This window comes from Blautia sp. AF19-13LB, assembly GCF_003479105.1.
GTDB lineage: Bacteria > Bacillota > Clostridia > Lachnospirales > Lachnospiraceae > Fusicatenibacter > Fusicatenibacter saccharivorans.
The window spans coordinates 231,698-251,513 of the sequence record NZ_QUGO01000001.1 but is presented as its reverse complement, the minus strand read 5'-3'; the positions used below and the strand labels follow the sequence as shown (position 1 = coordinate 251,513).

Genomic DNA, 19,816 nt, shown 5'->3' with positions numbered 1-19,816 from the left:
TTCTCTGTTTTTATAAATCAAGGTTTTCTACGATTTTCTTTAATGCCGCGCGTACCGGAGAGTCTTCCGGCAGACGTACGGTTGGTTTTCCGTCACAGTCATATTCATAAACCTGATCATCGTGCGGAACAACGCCAAGGAGAGTTAATCCCTGTTTTTCAATCTCCTCACGGGTTCCCTCATTTAACACGCCATTCGGCGCACGGTTTACGATCAGTCCTACCTGCTTCGGCTTCATATCGCATTCTTTGATCAGCTCCGCGATTCTCGCAGCGGCCTGTACTCCTCTTCTTGAGCAGTCACTGACCAAAATAGCTGTATCCATTCCCGGAAGTATACCACGGCTGATATGCTCCATGCCTGCCTCGTTATCCACAACCATGAAGGGGTAATTCGGATACAGCTTTGCAAGCTGATTCTGCAGAAGTCCATTGACGAAGCAGTAGCAGCCTTTTCCCTGTGTTCTTCCCATCACAAGCAGGTCAAAATCATCTTCTTCAGTCAGAGCGCCTGCAAATTTAAATTCCGCATAATCTGCCTTGCTCATACCTGCCGGAATCGGGTTTTTGGATGCCATCTCTGCACGGGCAATCTCCTCCCGGATATCTCCAAGGGTAGCTTCTACTTCTACACCGAGTACCTCATTCAGGTTTGAGTTTGCGTCCGCATCAACTGCAAGAACAGGACCTTTTCCTGACTCGCAGAGATACTGGATCAGCAAGCCGCATAATGTTGTTTTTCCAACGCCGCCTTTTCCGGCGACAGCTATTACGTGTGCCATAAAAATCGGATGCCTCCCAAATTCAAGTAATTAATTCATTAAACCAGTGTGCAAAGGCCGGATCTGTCGATGATTTCAGATACGTCTTTCCATTTATTCAGTGCATACAGATGAATTCCATTGACACCAAGTGCACGGTATGCATCAATCTGTTTTACGGTATATTCGATACCCTCTTCTTTGAACTCTGCAACTTTCTTGTCGTAGAATACGTCGAACGGTTTGCCCTCTGCATCTTTTGCTGCAAATGGGTTCGGGAACAGCCAGTGTCTGGAGATCATTCTGGAAAGCTCTCTGTCCATAACACAGCCGTTTCTGGAAAGTGCCATGTTGATGGTAGCTGCCTGATCCAGGATCGGCATAACTCCAACGTCTACCGGCATGGTGATTCCTGCTTTACGGATTGCATCGAGCCAGTATTTGAACTGCTCCATATCCCAGCAGAGCTGTGTCATGATGTAGTCAGCTCCGTTGTCCTGTTTCTGTTTCAGAACTGCGATATCAGACTCCAGACTTCTGCAGGAGATGTGGCCTTCCGGTGAACCTGCAACAGCGATTTCAAATTTGTCGCCGTAGGTATCACGTACGAATTTTACAAGATCCGTAGCGTAGTCAAAGTCACCGCAGGTTGTGGTCTCGCCAAGCGGAATATCACCGCGCAGTGCCAGCATGTGGTCTACGCCGTCAGCCAGATACTGATCCAGCTGTTCTTTAATTCCTTCTTTTGTGTTTTTGATAACGGTGAAATGAGTAACCGGTGTAGTTCCGGCATTTTTGATCATCTGACATACTTCACGGTTTGCTCCGACGTTGCCGCCGCCTGCTCCGTATGTACAGGAAATGTAAGACGGGTTATATTTCATCAGGTGGTCGATGGTACCCGGCAGATTCTGCAGTCCCTTCTCTGTCTTTGGCGGGAACAGCTCAAAAGACAGAAGGGTCTTGTTTTTCATCTCTTCTGAAAGTTTCATAATTCAATTTACCTCCGCTTTAATATAATATATTCCTATTCTAAGTCCCGGTTCGCTTGTTCTGTTTGTTCCGATTTGCAGAGCCCGGGGGCCTAAAACCGCTTTTATAGAATAACTGGTTCCGTCAACCAATTATCATTCACAGTCCAGCTCTACGATGCTGTTTGCAAGATCTACCATTTTGATCTTACCCTGCAGTCTGATCTCCTCACCCATGATGTCACGGATCAGAACGTATTCTCCATCGACATCGATGCGGCTCACATTTTTACAGACAACTGTGTTTTCCGGATTTTTGTATACCGTTGCAAGGCACATAGCTTACGCCTCCTCTACTTAACTTCTTTCAAATGCTCTTTTACAAGTGTCAGTGCAAGGGACAGGCGCATATTGCCTTTCTGGAAATCGGATACTCCCTCCCTGATCTGTTTTGCGGCGTCCGCCATTCCGGCTTTTTCCAGTTTGTCGGCCATCTCGTCGAGTTCTGCTGCGTGATGTTCATTGTGCTGCAGCATATAGGTTAAAAGGGCAAGATTCTCGTCCTTGCATTTTTCTTCGGAACCGCATGCATTGCAGGCATGTCCGCAGTCTTCTCCCTCGTGATGATGGTCATGGTGATGATGGTGCTCGTCGTGAGCTCCGTGCGGAATGGGATTTCCATTCTCGTCATATAATAAATGCATAATATGGCCTCCTCTGTCCCCGTTTTTCTGCTCTGCCGTCCGTTTCGTCCGCTTTTGTTTTCCTGAAACGTCCTGCAGATTGTACAGGGAATGATAAATAAATATCAATTCAAATTTATTATACTCTATTTCATGCACAAAATCAATACGGCCTCCACAAAATTTCTGTACAATTCGCCGTACAGGCCGTCCTGGCATCCTTCTTTTTTCTTGCATGGCTTGTTATTTTTTTTCATTTCCCGATTGTGTTAAACTTTTTTAATATATTTGGTCTGATTTCTTTAAATTTTCATGTTATACTAAACATAATTATGAGAGAAATACGGCAAAATCTTTTTTTTGATTCAAGATACGGAGGGTTTTTATGGCACTTTCTATTCCAACCATTACATTGAACGACGGCAGAGCGATGCCGCTTCTGGGGCTTGGCACTTACAAATCGACAGAAAAAGAGGCAGAAAAAGCAATTGTCACCGCGGCAAAATACGGCTACCGTCTGATCGATACCGCCTCCTCCTATAAAAATGAGGACAGCATCGGCCGCGGGATCCGCGCAAGCGGGATTCCGCGGGAAAACTTTTTTATTACCACAAAGGTATGGAATACCGCGCAGCGGGTCGGTGATATCGAAGGTGCCTTCAACCGCAGCCTCGACCGTCTCCGTCTCGACTACGTTGATCTTTACCTGATTCACTGGCCGGTGCCGGGCTGCTACCCGGAGACGTGGCGCGCACTCGAAAAAATCCGCGAATCCGGGCGTGCAAAATCGATCGGCGTCAGCAACTTCGAGGAGCCGCACCTTACCGCCCTCTTTGAATTTTCCGGCGTCATCCCGGCCGTCAACCAGATCGAATGCCATCCGCTCTGGAACCGGAAACCGCTCATCGCTTTCTGCCGTTCACATGGAATCGCCGTTCAAGCGTATGCGCCGCTCGCAAGAGGTCTTTATCTGAACCGTGAGATTATGCAGCAGCTGGCAGAAAAGTATGTACGCACTGAAGCACAGATCGGCCTCCGCTACCTCGTCCAGCAGGGCATCAGTGTCATCCCGAAATCGACACAGCCGGACCGCATTTTTGCCAACGCGGATGTCTTCGACTTCGAACTTTCTGAAGCCGACATGGCGCTCATCGACACGATGGACGAACAGCTCCGCTCTGCTTCCATACCGGATGACCTGCTGTAACTGCGGATTCACAGCAAAAGCAGCACAGAAAATCTGTTTCTTTCCGTTTCAGATTTCTGTGCTGCTTTTTCTGTTTCTCTTTATTTCGAGGATACCATCCAGTCTGCTGCAGGTGCAGATCCAGTCCCCCATTGCTTCGGCTTCTTCTAAATCATGCGTGACCAGAAGCATCGTTTTTTCTTTTCCTTTTCTGCGGATATAGTTCATCGTTTTCTTTTTCGTCCCCGCATCCAGTCCCCGGAACGGCTCATCCAAAAGGAGGAAATCTGCGTCCATGCGCATGGCCCGCAGAACCGCCACCCGCTGGCGCATGCCGCCCGACAGTTCCGATACAGCCTGGTTTTCACAGCCCGAAAGGCCGAGTTCCTCCATCTCCTCCACAAGATGACGGGAGCTTCTTTTTTCTTTTCCAAACATGCGGCGCCTTACCGCGAGCTGGATATTGGCTGCAGCTGTCAGTTCTTCTGCCAGCCGCGGTTCCTGAAAAACCATACTTTTTCTTAAGGCTTCCAGTCCCCCGATTTTTCCGCCGTCCGCCTGCTCCAGGCCTGCCAGAATCCGCAGCAGGGTTGTCTTTCCAGCCCCGGAAGGAGCCATCAGACAGGTCACTGCTCCTTTTTTCAGTTCCATCGTAAGATTCGAAAAAATAACGTGTTCTCCATACGCTTTTTTCAGATGGCAGATTTCAATCGTATCTTCTCTCATTTCATCACCAGCATCCTTTTTTCTGCAAGATCCATTCCTTTTAAAACAGCTTTTTCGAGACAGAAGCTGACGTACACGATCGCTGCCGTCCAGGCAAAGAGTCCCGGTGTGTCGAGATATATTTTTGCCTGATACAGATGCTCTCCGATGGATCGGTTCGGAATGCCGATTACTTCTGCTGCCGTTCCGGCCTTCCAGCAAAGGCCGAGGGAAAGTGAACATCCCGTCCGGATATATGGGTACAGCTGCGGCAGGATCACCCAGCGCAGCCGCACCGGCCGCGGAACCTGAAAAACGTCTGTCATCTCCAAAAGCGCTGTGTCCAGTTCCCGTAGGCCGTTCCGCGTGTTTGTATACAGGATCGGAAATACCATCAGAAACGAAATCACAACCGAAAGATTCTTCGAAGAAACCCAGATCAGGATCAGAATCACAAAAGAAACGACCGGCACTGCTTTCACTGCTGCAACCAGCGGCGTCAGGAGTTCTTCTGCAATGGAAAACCGACCGGCAAGTGCAGCTCCTGCAATTCCCGCCGCCGCACCAAGAAGGAATCCGGCTCCGATGCGTGCTCCGGAAAACAGCAGGGACTGCCAGAAGACCTGTTCTGTTACAAGCGTAAAAAGGCGTTTCAAAACAGCAGCAGGAGATGCCAGAAGGATCTCCTGCCCGACAAAAACGCTTACCGCCTGCCAGATCATAAGCCAGAACACGATCGGCCAGAGCTTCGTTTTTCTCTGTTTCTCTTTTTTGTTTTTATTCGGAATAATAGAAGTCATCTCCTGGAAGTTCTCCTCCGACTGCCTCCGGGTTCTGGTCTTTGAGTACACCGAGATAACCGGAAAGCTTCTCTTTCATCTCATCACCGGTGATGCAGACAATGTTGCATGCCGGAAGCGCTTTCTTTGCGACTGCCTCCGGAACAATGTCATAATCCCCGATCAGTTTTGCCGCCTCATCCGTGTTTTCGGTTACGTAGGATACGGATGCCTGGTAAGCTTCCATGAAGTCTGCAACTGCTTCCGGATGCTCCTTGGCAAAGGCAGTGCGCACAACGGTAACACCTGTCACCAGTGTGCTCGCCGTTCCTTCGGACTCCTGGATTTTGTTCCATTCTTCGGTCAGGTCAAGTGCGGTGCGCAGCGTTTCTTTTTTCGTCTGTGCCGTCGTTACAAACGGCTGCGGCAGCATGGCGATTCCATCGGCATCTTCTGCAAGTGCTGCCACGCACTCGGCGTGTTCGCTCTTCCACTCGATCGTTACGTCCTCACCCGGTACGAGGCCGTTCTTTTCGAGGATATAATTCAAAGCATACTCCGGAGTTGCACCTTTGCCGCCCGCATAAATGGTTCTGCCTTTCAGATCCGCAATGGAATGTACGGTATCGCCGTCCTCGACGATATAAAGGACACCGAGCGTATTGACTGCGAGCACCTGCACGCCGCCGTTTGTCTTGTTGTAGAGTACGCTTGCAAGGTTCGCCGGAACCGCGGCGATATCCACCTCTCCCTGTACCAGTTTTGCGCTGACCTCATCCGGGGCAGCGGCAAGTTCAAACGTGTCCGCAGGTGACTCTTTGCTGTCGTTATCGCTCATCATTTTTACCATTCCCATGCTGGTCGGTCCTTTTAATGCAAGCACATGGACCAGTGTCTCATCTTCTGTTTCCGATGCCGCTGTGCTGCTCTCTGTCTGCGTACTTTCTGATACTGTACTTTCTGATCCTGTGCTTTTTGTCCCGCTGCTCTCCGTCTTTGTCTCTGTCTGGCCGCATCCTGCAAACAAAAGTACCATTGCAAGAATCGCTGCCGCAAAGCCCATCTTTCTTTTCTTTTTCACTTTTTTCTCCACCTTGCTGTTCTTTTTAGTCTACCAGCTTGTCCAGTTCTTTTACATATTCTGTCTGGCTGGAAATCTTGTGTTTTGCCTGCGCCGCATATTTGTTGACTGCCGCCTGTGACTTTTTGATCGACTGCATCGTGCCGGCTCCTGCCACGCATCCGCCCGGACAGGCCATGCCTTCGAGAAGATAACCGTTGTACTTTCCGGCCTTCGCCATTGTCAGCAGTTTCCGGCATTCCTTCAGACCTTCTGCATTTGCCATCTTGATTTCGCGGTCCGGGTATTTTTCACGGATTACATTTTCCACAGATTTTGCAACGCCGCCGGAGACAGCAAAGTTTCTTCCGTCCACCGATGCATCGCTGACGCCGTCCGGATCTTCCTCAAGTGCACTCACATCTACCTGGCGCGCATCGAAAATGCCCGACATCTCTTCAAACGTCAGAACGAAGTCCACCTCACTGCGGACAGACCGGCGCATGGCCTCCAGTTTTTTCGCCGCACACGGTCCGACAAAGACAACCTTCGCATTCGGATTGTGTTTCTTGATCAGACGCGCCGTCAGCGTCATCGGGGTCAGTGCCATCGAGATACAGTTTGCGTAATCCGGGAACAGTTTCTTCGCCATTACAGACCAGGCCGGACAGCAGGATGTCGCCATAAACGGCAGTTTCTCCGGAACTTCGTTCACAAAATCCTCTGCCTCCTGTGCCGCACAGAGATCCGCTCCGATCGCAACTTCAAAGACATCCGCAAAACCGAGCTTTTTCATCGCCGCACGCAGTTTTCCAGGCGTTACTTTCGGTCCGAACTGGCCGACAAACGCCGGTGCCAGCGCTGCATAGACGCGCTCTCCCGACTGGATCGCACGGATTACCTGGAAGATCTGGGATTTGTCCGAAATAGCGCCGAACGGGCAGTTGACGAGACACTGGCCGCAGGATACACATTTCTCGTAATCGATATCTGCTTTTCCGTTCTCATCTGAACCGATGGCATCCATTCCGCAGGCTCTCGCACACGGACGCTCCTGAATGATAATAGCCTGGTATCCGCATACCTTGGCACACTGACCACATTTGACGCATTTATCCTGATCAATATAGGATCGTCCATTGGTGCGGTCCAGCGTAATGGCCTTTTTCGGACAGACTTCCACGCACGGATGTGCAAGACACCCCTGACATCCCTCCGTGATCAGAACCCGTTTTTCATGACAGGCGTTGCATGCAAATTTGATGACATTAATGAGCGGCGGTGTATAATATGTCTCCGCCTGGTCCGCCAGTTTGATATTGTCCGAGATCGGGGCGTGCTCTGCCGCGCTTCTGCACGGAAGTCCCATTGCAAGGCGAAGCCGCTCTCCTACAATCGCCCGCTCCAGAAACACATCATTTCTAAAATTTCCGACCTCACCGGGAATTACACGGTAAGGAATTTCCTCGATCGTCTTTTCCACCGGGGAGTCCACGTCATACGCCATTTTTGCAACTTCCGTAAAAATGGCATGGCGGATTTCCTGAATTCTTGTTTCTACTCCTCTCATTCTTTCTTCCTCCTGCCGTATTTTCCTCCGCATCTTTTCAGTTAAAATTATTCCGCTTTCTATTACTATACTTGATTTCGAAAGTATTGTCATCTTTTTCCCGTATTTTTACCGAAAAAATTTTGGTCTGCACAAAAAAAGAACCTGCCGCCTCTGTATCATTTCACAGAAGTGACAGGTTTCTTATTTTTACCGCTCCCAGAGATCCGGGGCGAGTTCATCTTTTTTCATACGCTGCATCAGTTCATCCACAGCCTGTTTCGGGTTTTTGTTTTCAAACAGAACCTGATTGACTGCCTGAATGATCGGCGTTTCGATTCCGAATTTTTTCGACAGGGTAAGACCCGCTTTTGCGGAATAGACGCCCTCGACGATCATCTGAACCTCATCCATCGCCTGCTGCATCGTTCTGCCCTGGCCGATCAGGTATCCGGCTTTCCGGTTCCGGCTGTGAACGGAAGCACACGTTACAATCAGGTCGCCGATACCGGAAAGACCGTAGAAGGTTTCCGCATGGGCGCCCATCGCCGTGCCGAGCCGTGCAATTTCCGCGATCCCGCGGGTAATCAGAGCCGCTTTCGTATTGTCGCCGTAGCCAAGACCATCCGCCGTTCCGGCTGCCAGTGCGATGACATTTTTCAGAGCTCCGCCAAGTTCAATTCCCGTGATGTCCGGGCTTGTGTAAACGCGGAAGACCGGGCTCATGAACACATTCTGCACATACAGTGCGCTCTCGCGGTCATGCGCGCCGACAACGATCGTGGTCGGCAGGCCGCGGCCGACTTCCTCTGCGTGGCTCGGTCCGGAGAGAACAACGACATTCGCTCCCGGCACTTCCTCCTCGATGATCTGAGACATCGTCATCAGGGTATCGGCTTCCACGCCTTTTGCCACATTGACGATGAGCTGGCCGTCCGGAATATCCGCCGCATACTTTTTACATGTGGTTCGCACGTACGGGGATGCTTTTGCCATTACAAGGATGTCCTGTCCTGAAAGGGAGCCGCGCACATCGCAGGTGAATTTCATTTCATCCGGCAGTCTGACGCCCGGAAGCTTCGTCAGATGCTCTCTGTGTTCCTTTAAGCTCTTAATTTCCTTTTCATTTTCCGAGCAGATCGTCACGTCATGCCCGTTGTTGCAGAGCAGGAGGCCGAGGGCGGTTCCCCAGCTTCCTGCTCCGATGATGCTAATCTTTGCCATATTTTATTTCTCCGACTTTTTGGATAAATACGTTTTCCGCTCTGTTCCCGCGATGAGACGCTTGATGTTTGCACGGTGCTCCCAGAAGGCAAGCACGGCAAGAAGTGCGATCACCACGTACATCTCATAAAGATACGGCGGTTCCAGCGCAAAGCAGCCCGCCTGTCCCATGATAACGGCCATTGCAAAAAAGACAACGTAAACCATCATGGAACCGAGGGAAACATAGTGTGTTACTGCAAGATTCAGGAAAAACAGCGCTGCACAGACCAGCGTGATTCTCCAGTCAAACGAGATAATCAGACCCGCGGTCGCAGCGATTCCTTTTCCGCCGCGGAAGCCTAAGTAAAACGGGAAGTTGTGGCCGAGAATCGTTCCGGCCGCAGCATACACCGTCAGCAGTTTCAGCATTTCCGGGTGCGATGCACCGAAGATCAGGCGTACCGTCAGGACCGCCAGAATGCATTTGATGCAGTCGCCGGCAAGCGTGATGGCGCCTGCTTTTTTCCCTAAAGTCCGGAGCGCGTTGGTCGTTCCTGCGTTTCCGCTGCCGTGTTCCCGGATATCAATTCCCTTCGTCCTTCCATAAATATATGAGGTCTGAAAAAGGCCAAATGCGTATCCGATCAAAAGGCATATGATCCGTACCATAACTCTTTACTGCTCCTTCTCTTTTCGTTCTCTGATGATGAATTTCAGCGGTGTGCCGCGGAAGCCGAACGACTCTCTGATTTTATTCTCCAGATATCGAACATAGGAGAAATGCATCAGTTCTTTGTCGTTGACGAAAATAACAAATGTCGGCGGTTTGACCGAAACCTGTGTCATGTAGTAGATTTTCAGTCGTTTTCCACGGTCTGACGGCGGCTGCTGCATTGCCATTGCCTCGGTCAGAATCTCGTTCAGGACACCGGTCTGTACGCGCAGGTTCTGGTACTGCAGAACCATGTCGATCGTCTCGAACAGCTTCGGAAGACGCTGTCCTGTCTTCGCAGAGATGAACAAAAGCTCTGCGTACGGCATGTAAGCCAATGTATTTCTTACTTTTTCGGTAAAGCGGTAGATCGTCTTGTCATCTTTTTCCAAGGCATCCCATTTATTTACCGCAATGATCATACCTTTTCCACGCTCATGGGCGATACCGGCAATTTTGGCATCCTGCTCGGTGACGCCCTCGGTTGCATCGATCAGAAGAACAACGACATCTGCGCGCTCTACGGCAGATACGGTACGGATGATGCTGTACCGCTCCAGCTCCTCTTTGATCTTGTTTTTCTTTCGAAGGCCTGCGGTATCGATGAAAATATATTCATTTCCATTGTGCATGATCGTGGTATCGATCGCATCGCGCGTCGTTCCGGCGATGTCGGATACGATGACACGGTTCGAGCCCAGCAGTTTGTTGACCAGGGAGGATTTTCCGACGTTCGGTTTTCCGACAATGGCGATGCGCGGAATCTCGCTCTCCTCCTCGTTTTCCATCTCCGGATCAAAGTAACCTGTCACCTCATCGAGCATATCGCCGATGCCGAGCTTTCCGGATGCGGAAATGGCGTGCGGCTCTCCGATGCCGAGGTTATAGAATTCATAAACATCCATCATCTGACGGTCAAAGTTATCTACCTTGTTGACAACGAGTACAACCGGCTTGCGGCTTCTTCTCAGCATGTCTGCCACTTTTGCATCCGCATCTACAAGTCCCTGACGGACGTCAGTGATGAAGATGATGACATTTGCGGTATCAATGGCGATCTGCGCCTGGTCTCTCATCTGGGAGAGAATGATATCTTTGGATTCCGGCTCAATACCGCCGGTGTCTACCAGCGTAAATTTGTGGTTCAGCCACTCCACGTCGGCATAAATACGGTCACGGGTTACACCCGGTGTGTCTTTTACAATCGAAATATTGTCTCCGGCTAATACATTAAACAGGGTGGATTTACCCACGTTCGGCCGGCCCACAATTGCTACAATCGGCTTGCTCATACATTGTTCTCCTTCTGTGTATCGTCTCCTGGTTTTCCTCCACAACGGCTTTCACCAGGTCGCTGCCCGGCTCATCGATAATCTGTACCGGTGTTTTCAGGCGCTCTTCCACCTCTTCCACCGTCACATCGTCGAGAAAGACGTTTTTTCCCGAACGGAGCATGTTGCACGGAAGCAGCAGGCAGTCGCCAAGATCTCTTCCCTCTAACTGCTCCATCAGATCCTTTCCGGTAATCAGACCGGATACGGTAATGGATTCTCCAAAGAAATAGTTGATAATCGTGACAACCTCCGCCTGTACATTCGGATATTTTTCACGAATTTTCTGCATGTGTTTTTCCAACGACGGCGCCGCAGCTTTTCCGGTCGCAATCGTTACATGGCGGTGACGGTCATCCCCTTCTCGTTTCGAAAGTTCTTCCGCAACCTCGTCCTCCAGAAGCCGGAGCATTCCCACTCCGTTTTCCAGCTGGATATAGCCATCGTAATTTTCCTCCTCCGGGATCGGCTCTCCCGCCAGCAGATACCATTCATCACCAGCATGGATAAAGTGAAGTCCCCACTGTTCATACAGCTTTTTCTGCCATTTGTGAATCGTGGCAAGAACTTCTTTTGCATCCTCCCTGGTAAACGGTTCCAGAGGCGCCAGTCCGTCGCGGTACTTCGAAAGTCCGACCGGGACAACCGAAACACTTTTCAGATGCGGCAGATATTTTGACAGATCCGAAATACTGCGCTCCAGCTCTGCGCCGTCGTTGTATCCCTTGCAGAGCACAATCTGTCCATTCATCTCGATTCCCGCCTCGTAAAGGCGCTGGACCTTCGGAAAGATATTGCCCGCAAAACGGTTGTGCAGCATTTTGCAGCGGAGCTCCGGGTTCGTTGTCTGGAACGAAATATTGATCGGTGCCAGATGGTAGCGGATAATCCGGTCGATATCGTGGTCGCTCATGTTGGTCAGTGTAATATAGTTTCCCTGCAGGAAGGACAGACGCGAATCGTCATCCTTAAAATACAAGGTGGGACGCATTCCCGGCGGCATCTGATCGATGAAGCAGAAAATGCAGTTGTTGCTGCAGGAACGGTACTGATCCATAAACTCGTTCTCGAATGTGATGCCGATTTCCTCGTCATACTCTTTTTCGATTTCCAGGTCCCATTCCTCGCCGTCCTTTTTCCGGATCGTGAGTTCCAGATACGTGTCGTTGGTCTGGAAGTGGTAATCGAAGACGTCCTCGATGATTTCCCCGTTCACGCGGAGCAGTTCATCTCCCGGTTCGAGTTCCAGTTCTTCGGCAATACTGCCCGGTTCTATTGTCTTGATAATGTGTTTCGTCTTGTTTTTCACAGATCTTACGTTTTGGCCTTTCCATTTACTTCTTTATAACTTCTCTTTGCCCAGTAAAAAGCGTGCTTTTTTTGCATACCTTCCGGACATTCATCCATTATAATAACAACAACCTGCACAAAAAGCAAGGATTCTTTCGTTTTTTGCTTGACGCGCCCTTTGTTTCGATGATATAAATAGGAAGAAAAAGCTTTGTAAAATATGTCGATTACTGGAGGTTTGTATGGCTAATTTAGATTTACTTGAAAATTCCATTCCGGTCGCCCCGTTAAAGCTCGCCGCTCTGCCGGGCAGCATGGAAATGGCAAAAAAAGTCGATGCGTATCTGGTTCAGTTCCGTAAAGAGCTCTCCGAGCGCCGCAACGGAGTTCCCTTTTCCGGATATTCCGAGGATTCTTTCCTGATTGACTGCGAGTGCCCGCGTTTCGGCTCTGGTGAGGCAAAAGGAAAGATCAACGAATCTGTCCGTGGTGCCGATCTTTACATTCTGGTCGATGTCTGCAACTACAGCATCACCTACAAGGTATGCGGCTACGAGAACCACATGTCACCGGATGACCATTATCAGGATCTGAAACGTATCATCGCTGCTGCAACGGGAAAAGCACATCGGATCAACGTAATCATGCCTTTCATTTATGAAGGAAGACAGCATAAGCGCACCAAACGTGAATCTCTCGACTGCGCACTTGCTCTGCAGGAGCTGATGAATATGGGCGTTTCCAACTTCATCACCTTCGACGCGCACGATCCTCGTGTCATGAATGCAATTCCGCTCGGCGGCTTTGACAACTTCATGCCAACCTACCAGTTTTTAAAAGCCCTTCTTCGTTCTGTTCCGGATCTGACGATTGACAACGATCATCTGATGATCATCAGCCCGGACGAGGGAGCGATGGCGCGTGCCGTATACTTCTCCAACGTGCTCGGCGTCGATATGGGTATGTTCTATAAGAGAAGAGATTACTCCACCATCGTAAACGGAAAGAACCCGATCGTGGCACATGAGTTTCTCGGTGATTCCGTAGCAGGAAAAGATGTTGTCATCATCGACGATATGATCTCCTCCGGTGAGAGTATGCTCGACGTTGCAAAACAGGTCAAAGAACGCGGCGCGGAACATGTCTTTGTCTGCACCACATTCGGCCTCTTCACCGACGGTCTTGAGAAATTCGACGCTTACTATGAAAAAGGCTATATCAGCAAGGTCATCACCACCGACCTGACCTACCGGACACCGGAACTCGTTTCCCGCCCTTGGTATGAGCCGGCTGAAATGAGCAAATATATGGCAAGCATCATCGATACGCTTAACCACGACGTATCCGTTGCAAAAGTACAGTCTACGACAGAGAAAATCAATAAGCTGCTGGCAAAACACAGATAATCGATTTTGTGTCCGCCGGATGCATACAGCAAAAAAACGGATCTGTTTTTTCCAGGTCCGTTTTTTGATGCTTTCTATTCTGTTTTCGATCCTGTTTTCAGACCAGGGAAAGGAATGCCGCGAGGTTTCCTCTTTTTCCCTTCGATGCACGGTGGGAATACAGGAAATCCGGGTTGCAGCAGGTGCAGAGGTTCGGCAGATGAATCTGCTTCTCCGGCACTCCTGCTGCAAGAAGGATCTGATGATTCGCCTCCCAGAGATTTAACTGGTATTTTCCATCTGGTTTTCCGTAGAACAGTTTCTCATGCAGTGTTTCCGGGAATGCTGCCCGGAACTCTTCGATCACGTCACCGCTCACCTCGTAGCAGTCCTGGCAGATCGACGGGCCGACGGCTGCGATCACATCTTTTGCTTCTGTTCCAAACCGTTCGTGCATCGCATCGAGCGTTGCCTGTCCCATCTTGTGGACCGTTCCACGCCAGCCGGAATGTGAAAGTCCAATTGCACGGTGCACCGGGTCGACAAAGTAGAGCGGCACGCAGTCCGCATAGAATGTCGCAAGTACGACGCCCGGCTCGTCAGTGATCATACCGTCAATATCATGAAAATCGCGGTCTCTTGTCACGCCGCTGCCGCAGTCTGCTTTCGTCACATAACGGACCTTCGTCGTGTGTGCCTGATCGGAGGTAACAATGTTTTCCACTTCAAACCCCGCCGCCTCACAGAATCTTCTGTAATTCTCCCGCACATTCGCCGGATCGTCGCCGCGCGAAAAGCTGAGATTCATGCTGGAAAGATGTTCCTTACTCACCCCGCCGATCCGTGTGGAAAATGCATGGCGGATGCCCTCAATTTTCTCAATCGCCGGCCAGGTCAGATAGACCACGCCGTTTTCCGCCTCGTTGACATGCATCGTTTTTTTATCGTTTTGTTTCCATTGAATTGGTATCATAAAAACTCCCTTCCTACCAGCCGCTCCCCTGATAATAAAACGCGTTCGCATATACGCGGATCTCCTCCGGTGTCTCTGCCACGACGTCGAAACGGCAGGGCACATCCATCGGGATCTGGTGGAGCATGCGGTAGTAATCTGCTGTTTTTGAAATTTTCTTCTGTTTCTTTCCATCCACGGCGCTTGTCGGGTCTCCGGCTGTCCGGCCGGTGCGGTATTTTACTTCGATAAAAATGTATGTGTCGTCCTGTTTTGCGATCAGGTCGATCTCACCGAAGCGGCACCGGAAATTCCGCACCAGGATGTGATATCCAAGACTTTCCAGATATTCTGCCGCACGGCTCTCCTGTCTCGTTCCTACTTCCCGCTGGTTCAAATGCGATACCCTCTCCTTTTTTGATGCGGTGCCTTTACACGAAATGGCCGATAAACGACTGCCGGTGGATCGGTGACGGGCCGATTTCTTTTAAAGCAGCGATATGCTCTGCCGAACCGTAGCCCTTGTTCGATGCAAAACCGTAGCCCGGAAGCACCTTGTCGTACTCTTCCATCAGGCGGTCCCTTGTCACCTTCGCAACAATACTTGCCGCCGCAATCGAAACACTCTTGGCATCTCCCTTGATGATCGGCACCTGGCGGATGTCCACCTGCGGGATTTTCACCGCATCGTTTAAGAGTACATCCGGCTTCACGGAAAGCTTGCTGATCGCCTCCCGCATCGCCTCGTACGTTGCCTGTAAAATATTGATCTCGTCGATCCGCGCCGGGGAGGCATAGCCGATGCCGACGGCCACTGCCTCGCGCATGATCACATCGTACAGCTCGTCGCGTTTTTTGGCCGTCAGCTGCTTGGAATCGTTCAGATACAGGATTTTACTGTCACGCGGCAGAATGACCGCACCTGCGACCACAGGGCCCGCCAGAGGGCCTCTTCCGACCTCGTCGATGCCGCAGATCCAGCCAAGATCCTCATATTTGTGTTCGTAGATCTTCATCTGTTCCGTGCGCTCGCGCTCTTTTTTTAAGGCCTCTTCCTGTTTCTGGTATTTTTGAATCAGATTTTGTACGCCGGCACGGGAATCCTCTTCATATTCCAGATAAAGGGCGGGCAGCTCCGTCTCCGAAGCTGCCGCAAAAATTTCCCGTATGGCGGATATCGATTGTTTTTTCTCTGTCATCGTTGTTCTCCGCATTTTTTATTTTGATAAATCCATTTATTCCGGTTTTTCCAGCGTGATTCTGCCGAGCTTTCCGCTCCGGAAATCATCCATCAGAAGCCGTGCTGCTTTTTCGTAATCGAGCTCATTTCCCTTTTTCAGGCAGCCGCGCACACGCGCAATCTCACCCAGGATTTCCACACGATCCGTCACACCTTCAAAGCCAAAGCGTTTCTCCAGCGTTCCCGGATACTCTGCCGTCAGATAATCGATGACGGACAGCGCCAGCTCCTCCACGTTCAGGATCTCATCGTTGATGGAACCGATCATCGCAAGATGCAGTCCCACCTGCTGGTCCTCAAACTTCGGCCACAGGATACCAGGTGTGTCCAGAAGCTCCAGCTGTTTACTCAAACGGATCCATTGTTTTCCCTTCGTGACGCCCGGTTTGTTTCCGGTCTTCGCACAGGCTCTGCCCGCATACGCATTGATAAATGTCGATTTTCCGACGTTTGGAATACCGACAACCATCGCGCGGACCGGACGGTTCAGGATGCCGCGTTTGCGGTCGCGCTCGATTTTCTCTTTGCAGGCCTCCTGTACGGCGCTGTTGATCGCTTTCATACCGGCTCCGAAACGGGAATTGACCTTCACAACAGAATATCCCTTTCCTTTGAAATATTCCATCCAGGCATCGTTTCCGCGCTCATCGGCAAGGTCCGATTTGTTCAGCAGGATCAGCCGTGCTTTGTTCTTTCCAAGTTCATCTATATCCGGGTTGCGGCTCGCTGCAGGAACTCTCGCATCGACCAGCTCAATCATCAGGTCGATGAGCTTTAAGTCTTCCTGCATCTGTCTGCGGGCCTTCGTCATATGACCCGGGTACCACTGATAATTCATGTTTCTTCTCCTTCTATGCTGCGTTTACACGAAACCGATTTTCTTCCACGGCGAAATCGTAAACCAGAGCTTTCCGACAATGCGGTCCGAATCCACGAGTCCCATGCCGTTGTGGCGGCTGTCCTCGCTGTTGTTCCGGTTGTCGCCGAGCACAAAGTACTGTCCCTTCCCGACCGTGATCGGCTCGGAGGCAAGTCCCGCGTTTGTGATGGCCGGAAATTCATCTTTTTCATTATAGACTTCCCCGTTGATGAGGATCTGTCCGTCTTTGATCTGTACCGTCTCGCCCGGCAGCGCAATCACACGCTTGATGTGGATGCTCGCCTTCTTGTCCTCACTCGTCCGGAACGCGATGATATCCCCGCGTTTCGGAGAACTTAAGCGGTACCAGGCGGAGTCCATCAGCACACGCTCCCCCGGCACGAGAGTCGGCTCCATCGAGCCCTCCTGCACCACGACACTTCTGCAGAAAAACCAGGAAAATGCCGCCGCAAGAAGAATCGCTGCGATGATTTCCAGATTCCATACAAACATGGAACGGATCTTTTTCTTGTAGAAATATTCTTTTACATATCTGGTATTCATACCCATAGTGTAATTCTCCGTAAGACAAAACCGGAGAAACACAATTGCTCATGTTCCTCCGGCCATCCTTTTAACGACTTATTATTTTACCAGCTCTTTCACTTTCGCTGCTTTACCAACACGGTCTCTTAAGTAGTTCAGTTTCGCACGTCTTACTTTACCACGTCTGATAACTTCTACTTTCTCAACGTTCGGAGAGTGTACCGGCCATGTTTTCTCAACGCCTACGCCGTTAGAGCTCTTACGAACAGTGAAGGTCTCTTTGCTTCCGCCGCCCTGTCTTTTCAGGACAACGCCTTCGAATACCTGGATACGCTCGCGGTTACCCTCTTTGATTTTACCGTAAACTTTAACGGTATCACCAACGCGGAACTCCGGTGCTTCTGCTTTTAACTGTGCATCTTCGATTTTCTTAATAATGTCGTTCATTTCTTTATCTCCTTTTTTTACCCTGGATGTTCTTAATGCCTTTTTGCAACAGCGGACCATCTCTTTACTCACAACAAGATATATTATACTATAATGCATCCGCAGATGCAAGTATTTTTTTCACTTTCCATTCGCCGCTGTACAGCAGACTGCGAAGCGCGAAAGAAAACCGCTGCAGGCCGTCCGCGGACTGTATGCCGGTAAGCCGTGCGACCAGACGGAAACCGTTTTTTTCCAGCTGCTCTTCGAGTTTTTCTTCCTCTTCTGAGAATCCGTCCGGGCACAAAAACACCAGCGGTGTTTCTTTTCCGGCAAAGCTGCGGATATACTCGCTCTTTGCTTTCATACCCTCCTCAAGCGTTCCCGGAAGCTGCAGAATCAGCAAATCATGGTCATCAAACAGATTTTTCTGTTTCCGGATCTTTTTTCGTCCGAGATCAAGGCTTACACCATAGCGTGTCATGCCTGCCAAAAGATCGTGCGCCCAGGCAGACGATTCCTCTTTTTCATTGCATGCGCAGGAAATCTGGAATGCATTTTCCAGAAGGTCCGGCCGCCGCTCGGCTGTCCGCACCAGGGATGCCTCATGACGCCATGCTTCGATCTTTTTGTGGTCACCGGAAAGAAGCACCTCCGGAACTTTTTTCTCGTGCCATGTCTCCGGTCTTGTGTAATGCGGATACTCAAGCAGGTTGTCCTGCAGTGACTCAAACTGCGAAGATTCCTCGTTGCTTAAGACACCCGGCACAAACCGCGATACCGCATCCACCAGCACCATTGCACCGAGTTCTCCGCCTGTTAAAACATAATCCCCGATCGAGATATAGTCCGTTACCACTTCCTGCAGTACGCGGTCATCGATGCCCTCATAGTGGCCGCAGAGCAGCACAAGATCGTCCTCAAGCGCCAGCTCTTCCACCATCGTCTGGTTCAGTACTTTTCCCTGCGGTGTCAGATAGACCGTGCGCGGCTTTTTCCCGATCTTTTCGGCTACCGACTGGTAGGCGCGGAACACCGGCTCCGCCTCCATGACCATGCCCGCACCGCCGCCGTACGGGTAATCGTCCACGCGGTTGAATTTATTTGCTGAAAAATCCCGGATATTCGTCGTCTCGAGGGAAATATAGCCGTTGTTGATGGCTCTTCCGAGGATGCTGGTGTGCAGCCCCTGCTCGATCATCTCGGGAAACAGCGTCAGAATATGATATTTCATCGTTCTTTACTCTCTTTATCAGTCAATCAGGCCCGGAAGAAGGTGAATCGTCATCTTCTGCTCATCCAGGTCCACATCCAGAATGCAGTCATGGATCGCCGGAATCAGAACCTCTCCGTGCTCTTTCGAATCTACAATATAGACGTCGTTCGCACCGGTCTCCATCACATCGCGGAGCGTGCCGAACAGTTCGCCGTCCTCGGTGTACATCTGCATTCCCTGCAGGTCTGCGATATAGTATTCGTCCTCTTCCAGCGGAATGGCATCCTCTCTCGTCACATAGAGGCTGCAGCCTTTATACCGTTCGATATCGTTGATGTTGTCAATTCCTTTGAATTTTACAATGGCAAGCTGTTTGAAAAAACGCACGCCAGTTACATGGAGTTCTTTTTTTTCTTTTCCTGTATCGAGAAAAACGCGGTCCAGAGAAAGAAAACGCTCCGGATCTGTCGTCGGGTATACCTTTACCTCACCGCGTACGCCGTGGGTTGTGGTAATTACGCCAATCTGCAAATATTCTTCCATTCAAAAACCCTTTCCAACCAGTTCTACTGTGTATTGCGACTTGAGAAACACGCTTTGCGAGTTTCTCAAGTTATCGCGGCAGTCGCCAAGGTCCCGTGCAAGCACGGACTTTGTCTCGTTGCCCGCGTAAAGAAAGGAACCGGCAACAACTGTCGGTTCCTTTTCCTATCTTTTACTTACTGTAAAATTTCTACGACAACTTTTCTGTCGCTCTTTGAGGAAGCTGCTTTTACAACCGTACGGATTGCTTTCGCAATGCGTCCCTGACGTCCGATGACTTTTCCCATATCTGACGGATCTACTTTGAGTTCCAGCAGAAGGTCATCACCGCTGACGGTTTCTGTCACAACTACCTCAGATGGATGATCAACCAGAGATTTTGCAATTACTTCGATAAGTTCTTTCATTACAAGATAC

At 50.2% G+C, this 19,816-nt stretch carries 23 protein-coding genes; 2 read left to right on the top strand and 21 right to left on the bottom strand.

Going from position 1 to position 19,816, the window contains the following annotated elements:
* Nucleotides 1–10: 10 nt before the first annotated feature.
* The 4 genes from DWX32_RS01275 to DWX32_RS01260 form a co-directional block, all read right to left on the bottom strand.
* The gene (locus DWX32_RS01275) at nt 11–781 is read right to left on the bottom strand and encodes an ATP-binding protein (RefSeq protein ID WP_022462430.1); all 771 of its coding nucleotides are present in this window, start codon (nt 779–781) and stop codon (nt 11–13) included.
* 38 nt (nt 782–819) lie between these two features.
* Nucleotides 820–1,752: a methylenetetrahydrofolate reductase gene (locus DWX32_RS01270; RefSeq protein ID WP_022462431.1), complete on the bottom strand. Its 933-nt coding sequence runs from the start codon at nt 1,750–1,752 to the stop codon at nt 820–822.
* A 135-nt stretch (nt 1,753–1,887) separates the two neighbouring features.
* Complete coding sequence (locus tag DWX32_RS01265) at nt 1,888–2,070, bottom strand: CooT family nickel-binding protein (protein WP_022462432.1); 183 nt, start codon at nt 2,068–2,070, stop codon at nt 1,888–1,890.
* 14 nt (nt 2,071–2,084) lie between these two features.
* Nucleotides 2,085–2,435 (bottom strand): hypothetical protein, encoded by a 351-nt coding sequence (locus DWX32_RS01260; protein ID WP_055218122.1) that lies wholly within the window; start codon nt 2,433–2,435, stop codon nt 2,085–2,087.
* Between the two features lie 364 nt (nt 2,436–2,799).
* Between DWX32_RS01260 and DWX32_RS01255 the strand changes: the two genes are divergently transcribed.
* Complete coding sequence (locus DWX32_RS01255) at nt 2,800–3,621, top strand: aldo/keto reductase (protein WP_117509050.1); 822 nt, start codon at nt 2,800–2,802, stop codon at nt 3,619–3,621.
* Between the two features lie 48 nt (nt 3,622–3,669).
* Here DWX32_RS01255 and DWX32_RS01250 read toward each other — a convergent pair whose 3' ends face one another.
* The 8 genes from DWX32_RS01250 to DWX32_RS01215 all read right to left on the bottom strand — a co-directional run bounded on the left by DWX32_RS01250 (nt 3,670) and on the right by DWX32_RS01215 (nt 12,251).
* Entirely contained in the window at nt 3,670–4,326 is a 657-nt protein-coding gene (locus DWX32_RS01250; protein ID WP_070100780.1) for an ATP-binding cassette domain-containing protein, read from the bottom strand.
* The gene (locus tag DWX32_RS01245; protein WP_118639896.1) at nt 4,323–5,105 is read right to left on the bottom strand and encodes an ABC transporter permease; all 783 of its coding nucleotides are present in this window, start codon (nt 5,103–5,105) and stop codon (nt 4,323–4,325) included. The genes DWX32_RS01250 and DWX32_RS01245 overlap by 4 nt, the downstream gene beginning before the upstream one ends.
* Nucleotides 5,083–6,165 carry an ABC transporter substrate-binding protein gene (locus DWX32_RS01240; RefSeq protein WP_242998333.1) on the bottom strand — a complete coding sequence of 361 codons (1,083 nt, stop codon included), beginning with the start codon at nt 6,163–6,165 and terminating at the stop codon, nt 5,083–5,085. Before DWX32_RS01240 ends, DWX32_RS01245 begins: the two co-directional genes overlap by 23 nt.
* Nucleotides 6,166–6,190: 25 nt before the next feature.
* Nucleotides 6,191–7,714, bottom strand: coding sequence for a 4Fe-4S dicluster domain-containing protein (locus DWX32_RS01235; protein WP_022461521.1), 1,524 nt, complete (start codon nt 7,712–7,714; stop codon nt 6,191–6,193).
* A 189-nt stretch (nt 7,715–7,903) separates the two neighbouring features.
* Nucleotides 7,904–8,917 carry an NAD(P)H-dependent glycerol-3-phosphate dehydrogenase gene (locus tag DWX32_RS01230; RefSeq protein ID WP_118659137.1) on the bottom strand — a complete coding sequence of 338 codons (1,014 nt, stop codon included), beginning with the start codon at nt 8,915–8,917 and terminating at the stop codon, nt 7,904–7,906.
* 3 nt (nt 8,918–8,920) lie between these two features.
* Nucleotides 8,921–9,568 carry a glycerol-3-phosphate 1-O-acyltransferase PlsY gene (gene plsY, locus DWX32_RS01225; protein ID WP_117509053.1) on the bottom strand — a complete coding sequence of 216 codons (648 nt, stop codon included), beginning with the start codon at nt 9,566–9,568 and terminating at the stop codon, nt 8,921–8,923.
* 6 nt (nt 9,569–9,574) lie between these two features.
* On the bottom strand, nt 9,575–10,903 hold the full coding sequence (der, locus tag DWX32_RS01220; RefSeq protein ID WP_022461518.1) for a ribosome biogenesis GTPase Der: 1,329 nt from the start codon (nt 10,901–10,903) through the stop codon (nt 9,575–9,577).
* A complete protein-coding gene (locus DWX32_RS01215) occupies nt 10,857–12,251 on the bottom strand; it encodes a DUF512 domain-containing protein (RefSeq protein ID WP_117800929.1) in 1,395 nt (464 codons plus the stop codon). Before DWX32_RS01215 ends, der begins: the two co-directional genes overlap by 47 nt.
* A 223-nt stretch (nt 12,252–12,474) precedes the next feature.
* On the opposite strand from DWX32_RS01215, the gene DWX32_RS01210 reads away from it, so the two are divergent.
* Entirely contained in the window at nt 12,475–13,638 is a 1,164-nt protein-coding gene (locus DWX32_RS01210; protein WP_055226464.1) for a ribose-phosphate pyrophosphokinase, read from the top strand.
* Between the two features lie 97 nt (nt 13,639–13,735).
* On the opposite strand, the gene pgeF is transcribed toward DWX32_RS01210, so the two are convergent.
* The 9 genes from pgeF to DWX32_RS01165 form a co-directional block, all read right to left on the bottom strand.
* Nucleotides 13,736–14,590 carry a peptidoglycan editing factor PgeF gene (gene pgeF, locus DWX32_RS01205; protein WP_055226466.1) on the bottom strand — a complete coding sequence of 285 codons (855 nt, stop codon included), beginning with the start codon at nt 14,588–14,590 and terminating at the stop codon, nt 13,736–13,738.
* Nucleotides 14,591–14,603: 13 nt separating this feature from the next.
* The gene (locus DWX32_RS01200) at nt 14,604–14,966 is read right to left on the bottom strand and encodes a YraN family protein (RefSeq protein ID WP_022461514.1); all 363 of its coding nucleotides are present in this window, start codon (nt 14,964–14,966) and stop codon (nt 14,604–14,606) included.
* Nucleotides 14,967–15,000: 34 nt separating this feature from the next.
* Nucleotides 15,001–15,768, bottom strand: coding sequence for a ribonuclease HII (locus DWX32_RS01195; protein WP_055266587.1), 768 nt, complete (start codon nt 15,766–15,768; stop codon nt 15,001–15,003).
* 36 nt (nt 15,769–15,804) lie between these two features.
* Nucleotides 15,805–16,647 carry a ribosome biogenesis GTPase YlqF gene (gene ylqF, locus DWX32_RS01190; RefSeq protein ID WP_117804042.1) on the bottom strand — a complete coding sequence of 281 codons (843 nt, stop codon included), beginning with the start codon at nt 16,645–16,647 and terminating at the stop codon, nt 15,805–15,807.
* Nucleotides 16,648–16,671: 24 nt separating this feature from the next.
* On the bottom strand, nt 16,672–17,232 hold the full coding sequence (gene lepB, locus DWX32_RS01185) for a signal peptidase I (protein ID WP_055218369.1): 561 nt from the start codon (nt 17,230–17,232) through the stop codon (nt 16,672–16,674).
* An 81-nt stretch (nt 17,233–17,313) separates the two neighbouring features.
* A complete protein-coding gene (gene rplS, locus DWX32_RS01180) occupies nt 17,314–17,661 on the bottom strand; it encodes a 50S ribosomal protein L19 (RefSeq protein ID WP_022461510.1) in 348 nt (115 codons plus the stop codon).
* 88 nt (nt 17,662–17,749) lie between these two features.
* On the bottom strand, nt 17,750–18,874 hold the full coding sequence (gene trmD, locus DWX32_RS01175; protein WP_117804041.1) for a tRNA (guanosine(37)-N1)-methyltransferase TrmD: 1,125 nt from the start codon (nt 18,872–18,874) through the stop codon (nt 17,750–17,752).
* 18 nt (nt 18,875–18,892) lie between these two features.
* Entirely contained in the window at nt 18,893–19,399 is a 507-nt protein-coding gene (gene rimM / locus DWX32_RS01170) for a ribosome maturation factor RimM (RefSeq protein WP_022461508.1), read from the bottom strand.
* 176 nt (nt 19,400–19,575) lie between these two features.
* Entirely contained in the window at nt 19,576–19,806 is a 231-nt protein-coding gene (locus DWX32_RS01165; RefSeq protein ID WP_022461507.1) for a KH domain-containing protein, read from the bottom strand.
* Nucleotides 19,807–19,816 lie beyond the last annotated feature (10 nt).

Bases quoted from the DNA above. Each gene is read 5' to 3' on its own strand.
- DWX32_RS01210 (WP_055226464.1), top strand. From the start codon at position 12,475: ATGGCTAATTTAGATTTACTTGAAAATTCCATTCCGGTCGCCCCGTTA.
- DWX32_RS01195 (WP_055266587.1), bottom strand. From the start codon at position 15,768: ATGACAGAGAAAAAACAATCGATATCCGCCATACGGGAAATTTTTGCG.
- DWX32_RS01250 (WP_070100780.1), bottom strand. From the start codon at position 4,326: ATGAGAGAAGATACGATTGAAATCTGCCATCTGAAAAAAGCGTATGGA.
- DWX32_RS01270 (WP_022462431.1), bottom strand. From the start codon at position 1,752: ATGAAACTTTCAGAAGAGATGAAAAACAAGACCCTTCTGTCTTTTGAG.
- DWX32_RS01275 (WP_022462430.1), bottom strand. From the start codon at position 781: ATGGCACACGTAATAGCTGTCGCCGGAAAAGGCGGCGTTGGAAAAACA.
- rplS (WP_022461510.1), bottom strand. From the start codon at position 17,661: ATGAACGACATTATTAAGAAAATCGAAGATGCACAGTTAAAAGCAGAA.
- DWX32_RS01255 (WP_117509050.1), top strand. From the start codon at position 2,800: ATGGCACTTTCTATTCCAACCATTACATTGAACGACGGCAGAGCGATG.
- der (WP_022461518.1), bottom strand. From the start codon at position 10,903: ATGAGCAAGCCGATTGTAGCAATTGTGGGCCGGCCGAACGTGGGTAAA.
- DWX32_RS01165 (WP_022461507.1), bottom strand. From the start codon at position 19,806: ATGAAAGAACTTATCGAAGTAATTGCAAAATCTCTGGTTGATCATCCA.
- DWX32_RS01245 (WP_118639896.1), bottom strand. From the start codon at position 5,105: ATGACTTCTATTATTCCGAATAAAAACAAAAAAGAGAAACAGAGAAAA.
- DWX32_RS01235 (WP_022461521.1), bottom strand. From the start codon at position 7,714: ATGAGAGGAGTAGAAACAAGAATTCAGGAAATCCGCCATGCCATTTTT.
- DWX32_RS01265 (WP_022462432.1), bottom strand. From the start codon at position 2,070: ATGTGCCTTGCAACGGTATACAAAAATCCGGAAAACACAGTTGTCTGT.
- lepB (WP_055218369.1), bottom strand. From the start codon at position 17,232: ATGAATACCAGATATGTAAAAGAATATTTCTACAAGAAAAAGATCCGT.
- DWX32_RS01260 (WP_055218122.1), bottom strand. From the start codon at position 2,435: ATGCATTTATTATATGACGAGAATGGAAATCCCATTCCGCACGGAGCT.
- DWX32_RS01230 (WP_118659137.1), bottom strand. From the start codon at position 8,917: ATGGCAAAGATTAGCATCATCGGAGCAGGAAGCTGGGGAACCGCCCTC.
- plsY (WP_117509053.1), bottom strand. From the start codon at position 9,568: ATGGTACGGATCATATGCCTTTTGATCGGATACGCATTTGGCCTTTTT.
- ylqF (WP_117804042.1), bottom strand. From the start codon at position 16,647: ATGAATTATCAGTGGTACCCGGGTCATATGACGAAGGCCCGCAGACAG.
- pgeF (WP_055226466.1), bottom strand. From the start codon at position 14,590: ATGATACCAATTCAATGGAAACAAAACGATAAAAAAACGATGCATGTC.
- trmD (WP_117804041.1), bottom strand. From the start codon at position 18,874: ATGAAATATCATATTCTGACGCTGTTTCCCGAGATGATCGAGCAGGGG.
- rimM (WP_022461508.1), bottom strand. From the start codon at position 19,399: ATGGAAGAATATTTGCAGATTGGCGTAATTACCACAACCCACGGCGTA.